The organism is Chitinispirillales bacterium, from assembly GCA_031254455.1.
Classification (GTDB): Bacteria; Fibrobacterota; Chitinivibrionia; order Chitinivibrionales; family Chitinivibrionaceae; genus WRFX01.
The window spans coordinates 1-6,724 of record JAIRUI010000051.1 but is presented as its reverse complement, the minus strand read 5'-3'; the positions used below and the strand labels follow the sequence as shown (position 1 = coordinate 6,724).

8 protein-coding genes are annotated in these 6,724 nt (G+C 36.8%); 4 read left to right on the top strand and 4 right to left on the bottom strand.

Annotated elements, in window-relative coordinates:
- Window positions 1–144: IS1595 family transposase (locus LBH98_03790; GenBank protein MDR0303879.1), on the bottom strand; the 144-nt coding region annotated here is incomplete at its 3' end.
- A 270-nt stretch (window positions 145–414) separates the two neighbouring features.
- Between LBH98_03790 and LBH98_03785 the strand changes: the two genes are divergently transcribed.
- Both LBH98_03785 and LBH98_03780 read left to right on the top strand, forming a co-directional pair.
- Window positions 415–1,062: a hypothetical protein gene (locus tag LBH98_03785; protein MDR0303878.1), complete on the top strand. Its 648-nt coding sequence runs from the start codon at window positions 415–417 to the stop codon at window positions 1,060–1,062.
- Window positions 1,059–2,054 (top strand): site-specific DNA-methyltransferase, encoded by a 996-nt coding sequence (locus LBH98_03780; protein MDR0303877.1) that lies wholly within the window; start codon window positions 1,059–1,061, stop codon window positions 2,052–2,054. Before LBH98_03785 ends, LBH98_03780 begins: the two co-directional genes overlap by 4 nt.
- A 43-nt stretch (window positions 2,055–2,097) precedes the next feature.
- Here LBH98_03780 and LBH98_03775 read toward each other — a convergent pair whose 3' ends face one another.
- The 3 genes from LBH98_03775 to LBH98_03765 all read right to left on the bottom strand — a co-directional run bounded on the left by LBH98_03775 (window position 2,098) and on the right by LBH98_03765 (window position 4,748).
- Window positions 2,098–2,757, bottom strand: coding sequence for a hypothetical protein (locus LBH98_03775; protein MDR0303876.1), 660 nt, complete (start codon window positions 2,755–2,757; stop codon window positions 2,098–2,100).
- Window positions 2,754–3,995, bottom strand: coding sequence for a site-specific DNA-methyltransferase (locus tag LBH98_03770; GenBank protein MDR0303875.1), 1,242 nt, complete (start codon window positions 3,993–3,995; stop codon window positions 2,754–2,756). The genes LBH98_03775 and LBH98_03770 overlap by 4 nt, the downstream gene beginning before the upstream one ends.
- Before the next feature lie 93 nt (window positions 3,996–4,088).
- Entirely contained in the window at window positions 4,089–4,748 is a 660-nt protein-coding gene (locus LBH98_03765; protein ID MDR0303874.1) for a class I SAM-dependent methyltransferase, read from the bottom strand.
- 125 nt (window positions 4,749–4,873) lie between these two features.
- Between LBH98_03765 and ahcY the strand changes: the two genes are divergently transcribed.
- Together ahcY and LBH98_03755 are read left to right on the top strand one after the other, a co-directional pair.
- Window positions 4,874–6,295 (top strand): adenosylhomocysteinase, encoded by a 1,422-nt coding sequence (gene ahcY, locus LBH98_03760; GenBank protein MDR0303873.1) that lies wholly within the window; start codon window positions 4,874–4,876, stop codon window positions 6,293–6,295.
- A 28-nt stretch (window positions 6,296–6,323) separates the two neighbouring features.
- On the top strand, window positions 6,324–6,724 hold a 401-nt coding region (locus tag LBH98_03755; protein MDR0303872.1), incomplete at its 3' end, for a hypothetical protein.

Genomic DNA, 6,724 nt, shown 5'->3' with positions numbered 1-6,724 from the left:
ATCATAAATATTACTCGCTGTATTACGATTTATTCCACATAATTGAGAACATTTTTTAGCTTCTATATCCAAACAAAATATCTTTAGAATCTCCCTAAATTTATGCTCTGAAATTCTTGAACGAATTATATATTTGTTTTCCATTGTCCCTCCGAGTATTACAACAAAATAATTTTTGTTTAACTAGGATTGAACCATAATATTTTATATAAGAAAAACAGGAAACCCTAAATTAATTTACAGAATTAGGTTTATGAAATACTTGGGGACATATCGCGATATTCCCCATATTTTTATAGCGGCTCTCCACTATTACAAAAGTTTCAATTGAAGCAATTCATGATAAGTTAAAACAATTGAAAGACAGGGGGTGTTTTTCCTCAATAAATACGTTTTAAAATTAGGAGTAAAGATATGTCGGCTTATTTGAAAGATGTTGAATTAATTAAAGAAAATTTAACAAAACTGCCTAAAATATGGGATGGTAAATCCTGTATTTTGGAACTTAAGGAGGCAAATTATCAGTGGAAACAAATGGAATGGTGGGCATTTTATTTTGAATACATTTTTAAATATTTGTTTTCAGATAAATTTTCGTTTCCGGGAGACAAATTTAATAACGTAACCTTTGATATGAAAGGTACAATAAATTGGGATTTGAAAGCGAAAGCAATAAAATCCGATGATCATAAAGTTATTTTGAATGATAAATCTGCAATGGAACAATCTGTCGAAAAAGAAGGTTTTCACGGTGAAATTATCGCTCTTTGCGATGTGGAATATAATGATGTAAATCGTACTTTTCAGAAATGGCATAGCGAATTAAAAGGAGGAAAATCGAATTATGAATTTGAACGTGAAAATCGCACTTGCGTTTCTCGTTACAGAAAAACAAGAGCGGAGCTATGCGAAATAATATTTTTAATTTTCAAAAAAGACGATTTGGATTTATTGGATACTATGAAACAAGGTAGAAATTCAAACGGTATGCCTCGACCTGAAAAATATATGCTTGATTTGGAAACAATAGATAATTTTGAAAGGTATGTTGTTAAATTATGATGTTTTACAACGAAGATTGCATTGAAGGTGCAAGAAAACATTTGAAATCGAATTCTATTGATTTGATTATCTGCGATCCGCCTTACGGAATTAACGGAGATAAACTTGACAAACATTATAATAGAGATGAAAGTAATGTTATTGACGGATATGTTGAAGTTTCCGAAAAAGAATATCCGGAATTTTCTCAAAATTGGACAAAAGAAGCAGCAAGAGTTTTACGCCCCGGCGGAAGTATTTATATAATTTCGGGTTATTCTCAACTTCGGCATGTTCTAAACGCTTTAGCGAATACTAATCTGCAAGAAAAAAATCATATTATCTGGAAATATAACTTCGGTGTTTACACAAGTAAAAAGTATATATCTTCTCACTATCATATATTGTATTATATAAAACCAAACGGAAACGTTACATTTAATACCAATTCTTTTTTTGCAGACTATGAAAAAAATGAAACAGGCGGAAGTATGAATTATTTGGATAGAGAGGACGTTTGGATTATTAATCGAGAATATAAGCCGGGACAAGTCAAAAATAAAAACGAATTACCAAAATCGTTATTAACTAAAATGATTTTGTATTCAAGTAATCCTGACGATATGGTTTGTGATTTCTTTTTAGGAAGTTTTTCTACTGCAAAAATTGCAGTCGGATTAAATCGCAGAGCGTGTGGTTTTGAACTCAACAGAAACGCTTTTGATTATCAAATTAAAGAAATTGAAAAAATTAAATCGGGTGAATTACTTTCAAAATTAAGACAAGTTCCTGACAACAAATTGATAAACAAAGGCAAACCGTTACAGCAGGAAGAAACATATCAAATTGTTACGGAATTCACACAACTTGTCAGAAACGGAATATCGCAAAAAGACGCTTGCAATATTATTTCCGACAAATGCGGGCGCGGTTACTGGTCTATATTAAAATTAGTCTCCTCTTCTCAAAACAATTTTCCCGAAATGCAAATATCAATGTTTGAACAAATGTAATTTCTTTATTATTAATCTATATTTCAATTAATGATTCGGGGAATTATATATCTTCCAACGTTTTGAAATCGTTGTAAAATTTGTCGTTAAAACAATCATATTTATAAATTGTTCCTCCATTTAAAACTTTTCCGGAACTTGATATTCTTAAAGTTGTTTTTTGGTTATCAGTAATTTGGTAAGTAGGGAGGCCTGTGTTGTCAAATTCAGAAACGTCTTTTGTGTTAAACACATAAAAATGGCATTTCTTTAAATTAATTCTTTCATTACATAGAGTATCAATGTCGTTTATTGCGGCGATGTCTTCAAATATCGCGATCCAAACATAAAAAACATCGTTTCCCATATCATAGCGGATTTTCGGGTGAAAACTAAATTCTCTGACATCTTCTTTGTCCTTGGCGCCTTCCGACGTTTTAACTTGTAAATATCTGGAAACTATACTCAATTCCGTTTTCTTACAATGCTCGCAAAGATTTGTAACACACTTCTTTTCTTTTCCTTTATATTCTTCGCGCCTCAGATACTGATTGCTGAATTTTTTGCATTTCGGACACCAATACTTTGTTATTGTGAAGTCAATACCTTCGTCAATATAAGCTCGATGCACCTGCCATCCTCTTTCGTGCAAAATCATAGCAAGCTGCATTTCTCCGTATAAACCGATAACTTGTTTTTTCTTTTCCGATTCAAATTCATTCATTTATTTTCTCCTGAAAAATCAAATTCTGAAAGTTTAATTTGCGAATCATCAAAAATTCCGGAAAAATTATTGTATATATTTTTAATCCCCGCTTCGCGAAACATTTTTTTGTTCAATTCAATTCCAATTCCAATTCTGCCTAATTTTTTTGCCGCAATCACGGAAGTAAAACTTCCTGCGAACGGATCTAAAACAAACTCGTTCGGATATGAAAACATTTTTATCGCAAATTCTGGAATTTCAAAAGGAAACGGCGCCGTGTGTCCTAAAACGTTCTCGCCTTTGTTGTTGATTTTTATTACCGGATTTATTTTTACTATGTCCTTTCTCCATTTTTTTATGAAATCGTTGTCGATAGAAAAAACATCGTTTTGTCGCCCTTGCGTCATAATTGTTTTGAGTGAAAATCGCTTCCCTCTGTTTGCCGGACTTCGTTCAAAGCATTCAAGGTTTTTGCATTCCCAGCTCTTCAACCCGATTTCCGAATATGCGTTCCCGTTAACTTTCAAAGTTCCGCAGACAGGACAAGGAAATTTTGTTTTGTCGTCTCTGTGTTTATGAAACACAAAAATATGCTCGTAACAATTCATCGGATACTGGTAAAACGGGTATGGTTTATCGCCGTTTTTATGTCTTTCGCTTTGTACTTCGCCTTTGTCCCAAATGAAATCATCGACGAATGTCCATCCTTCTTCTTCAAATATTTTAGTGAAATATGCGCCAAGCGGGATACGGCGTTTTCCCCAGACCGAAGTCGTTTTGACATTGTCGTTGTCAAAAATATCGCCTACATTAAAAACAAAAACCCGATGATTGTCCAAAACTCGATACGCCTCGCGAATAACCATACGCATGTCGTCTAAATAATCGTTGATGTTTTTCCATTGGGAATATTCTCTCGCGTTGTAATACGGAGGAGAAGTAATCATCAAATGAATCGATTCGGATTTCATTCCTTTCAGTACATCAAGGCAGTTTCCCCAAATTATTTTTATGCCGTCTTTTTCGTTCAAATAATCAATTAATTTTTCATCGGTATTTTCGTATTCGTTTTGATACTCGTTTTTCACAAAATCGGTATAAATATCCGTCCATTTTCTTATTATTTCTTTATTATCGATTAAATTATTTAGTATTTCGGTTTTTAAAAGCAGACTTTCTATCTGTTCTTTTGAAAACTCTTCCTTGAGATAAGGATTACTGATTTTTAATATTTCTGAGAAATAATTACTATTCATAAAACTACCGCCTTTTATCCGTATTTCATATTCAGGAAAATACTATTTTGAGCGGACGATAATTACCAATTTAGATCAATCAATATTAATGATTCACTGTTTCTTTCCGAAATAATAATATCCGTTTGATTTATTATTGTTCATCGTTGTATATTCCATTTCCTCAAATTCCAACTCTTTGAATATTTGCAGACTGTCCTTAACCCATTCTTTACTATGATGCCGCAACGTTACTTCTTGAGGCAGTTCAAATACTCCGTAAGTTTTATACTTGCGTTCGTATTCCTTATATCGTGTTACGTTTCTTTCGTCGCTGTTTAATAAAAAATCGTTTATATATATTACTGCGTCGGGCTTCAACACTCTCTTAACTTCGTTAAGCAGTTTAATCTGTTCGTCGTCTCGGATTATACAGGTAAGCAGCGCCAAAAGAATAACCGCGTCAAAAGTATTTTCGGGATACTTTATTTCTGATTGTTTCATTGTTTCAAACCGTAAATGCGGATATGCGGCTCTTCCTCTTTCAAGCATTTTTTCAGAGAAGTCCGCTCCCGTACTGTTTTTATATCCGTTATCGTATAATTCGTTCAATGTTCGTCCGTATCCGCAGCCGACATCCAAAATATATGCGTCTTTTTTTACATGCTTTTTGAAAATATTCGCCTGAAACGGGGTGGTAAACTCTTTTGTCCGCGCAACACTTTCCCAGTATGTTTTGGGATTCGACACTTCCACATCCGATGAAAATTGCATACCTCTACCCCCTTTTTGTCGCATTTCTTTATTCGGTTACTGTCGAAAATATACTATCAGACATGGATTTATAGTATGTTTACCGTGAAAATCAATTGTTATTGTTAGAAAACAAAGGAGTTATTATGTCCGATTTATGGAATGAAATACCGAACAGAGTCGCAGATATGGCGCTTGCGGATTGGGGAAGAAAAGAGATTGATATCGCCGAACAGGAAATGCCCGGTTTAATGGCGGCGCGCGATAAATACGGCAAGGAACAGCCGCTCAAAGGCGTCCGAATTATGGGTTCGCTTCACATGACTATTCAGACAGCCGTGCTTATCGAAACGCTAAAGAAATTAGGCGCGGACGTTCGCTGGTGCAGTTGTAATATTTTTTCTACGCAAGATCACGCCGCGGCGGCGATTGCAAAAACGGGAACCGCTGTTTTTGCATGGAAAGGCGAAACGCTTGAAGAATACTGGGATTGTACATTCAGAGCGTTAAGTTTTCCCGATAATAAAGGTCCGCAACTTATTGTTGACGACGGGGGCGACGCTACTTTGCTTATCCATAAAGGCTACGAATTGGAAAACGGCGACGGATGGGTTAATTCAAAATCCGAAAGCCACGAAGAAGACGTAATCAAAAATCTGCTCAAAGATGTATATTCCAAAGATAAAAACCACTGGCGCAACGTTGTCGCTCAACTCAAAGGCGTAAGCGAAGAAACTACGACGGGGGTTCACCGCTTGTATCAGATGTTTGAAAAAGGAAAACTGCTTATTCCTGCGATAAACGTAAACGATTCGGTAACAAAATCCAAATTTGACAACCTTTACGGCTGCCGCGAATCTCTGGTTGACGGAATAAAAAGAGCGACAGACGTTATGATTGCCGGGAAAGTTGCGGTTGTCTGCGGTTACGGCGATGTAGGCAAGGGTTGTGCAAAGTCGCTTTTGGGCTTGGGCGCAAGAGTCGTCGTTACGGAAATAGATCCGATTTGCGCTTTACAGGCCGCTATGGAAGGATTTCAGGTAACAACCGTCGAAGATACTTTGGGGTGGGGCGATATTTATGTTACCACTACCGGAAACTGCGATATTATCCGTATTGAGCATATTGAAAAGATGAAAAATCAGGCTATTGTATGTAATATAGGACACTTTGACGACGAAATAGAAGTAGCGAAATTAGACGCATATCCAAAAATCAAGAAACTCAACATTAAGCCGCAGGTTGACAAGTATATATTTCCGGACGGACACGAAGTGTTTCTGCTTGCGGAAGGTCGTTTGGTGAATTTGGGCTGCGCTACGGGGCATCCTTCGTTTGTAATGTCGAATTCTTTTACGAACCAGACGCTCGCACAGATTGATTTGTGGAAAAACAAAGACGTTTACAAACCCGGCGTTTATCGTTTGAGCAAAGAATTAGACGAAGAAGTAGCGCGGTTGCATCTGTCCAAAATCGGCGTGAAACTTACGAAACTTACGGCAAAACAGGCGAATTATTTGGGGGTTGACGTTAACGGTCCTTACAAGGCGGAACATTACAGATATTAAAACAGGAACTTAAAAGAAGGAAAATCAAATGGATATTTCATCGCTAAATGTAAAAAATAACGGCAAAAATCTCGTTCCAAGAATTCTGAAAATCCTGTTAATTCTGGGAATTCTGGTTCTGACAATTTCCTGTTCCTCGGACAGCAATGACGATGGCGGGCGGGGCGATGGCGGCGAAATAACAGCCCGCACGGACTATGAACTGTTTATTGCCGCCATGTCGGACACAAAGGACGAGGGCGCAAAATTGAAGGCGCAAGGTTTTGAATTTCAAGCGCAAAGTTTTTATTCTTTCGCCGGCGCGGGCTTGGCGGCCATGCGTTACGCGGTCGAGGAACTGTTGTATCTTAAAGGTGCGGGCAGTCTGGCGGAAGTGTCAGGCGGCAGCCGCTTTGCCGGGTGGGATTCCATTGCGGGCATCAGTTACGC

What these genes read in the sequence shown, in the direction of transcription:
- LBH98_03785 (MDR0303878.1), top strand. Translation starts at nt 415, where the DNA reads ATGTCGGCTTATTTGAAAGATGTTGAATTAATTAAAGAAAATTTAACA.
- LBH98_03780 (MDR0303877.1), top strand. Translation starts at nt 1,059, where the DNA reads ATGATGTTTTACAACGAAGATTGCATTGAAGGTGCAAGAAAACATTTG.
- LBH98_03775 (MDR0303876.1), bottom strand. Translation starts at nt 2,757, where the DNA reads ATGAATGAATTTGAATCGGAAAAGAAAAAACAAGTTATCGGTTTATAC.
- LBH98_03770 (MDR0303875.1), bottom strand. Translation starts at nt 3,995, where the DNA reads ATGAATAGTAATTATTTCTCAGAAATATTAAAAATCAGTAATCCTTAT.
- LBH98_03765 (MDR0303874.1), bottom strand. Translation starts at nt 4,748, where the DNA reads ATGCAATTTTCATCGGATGTGGAAGTGTCGAATCCCAAAACATACTGG.
- ahcY (MDR0303873.1), top strand. Translation starts at nt 4,874, where the DNA reads ATGTCCGATTTATGGAATGAAATACCGAACAGAGTCGCAGATATGGCG.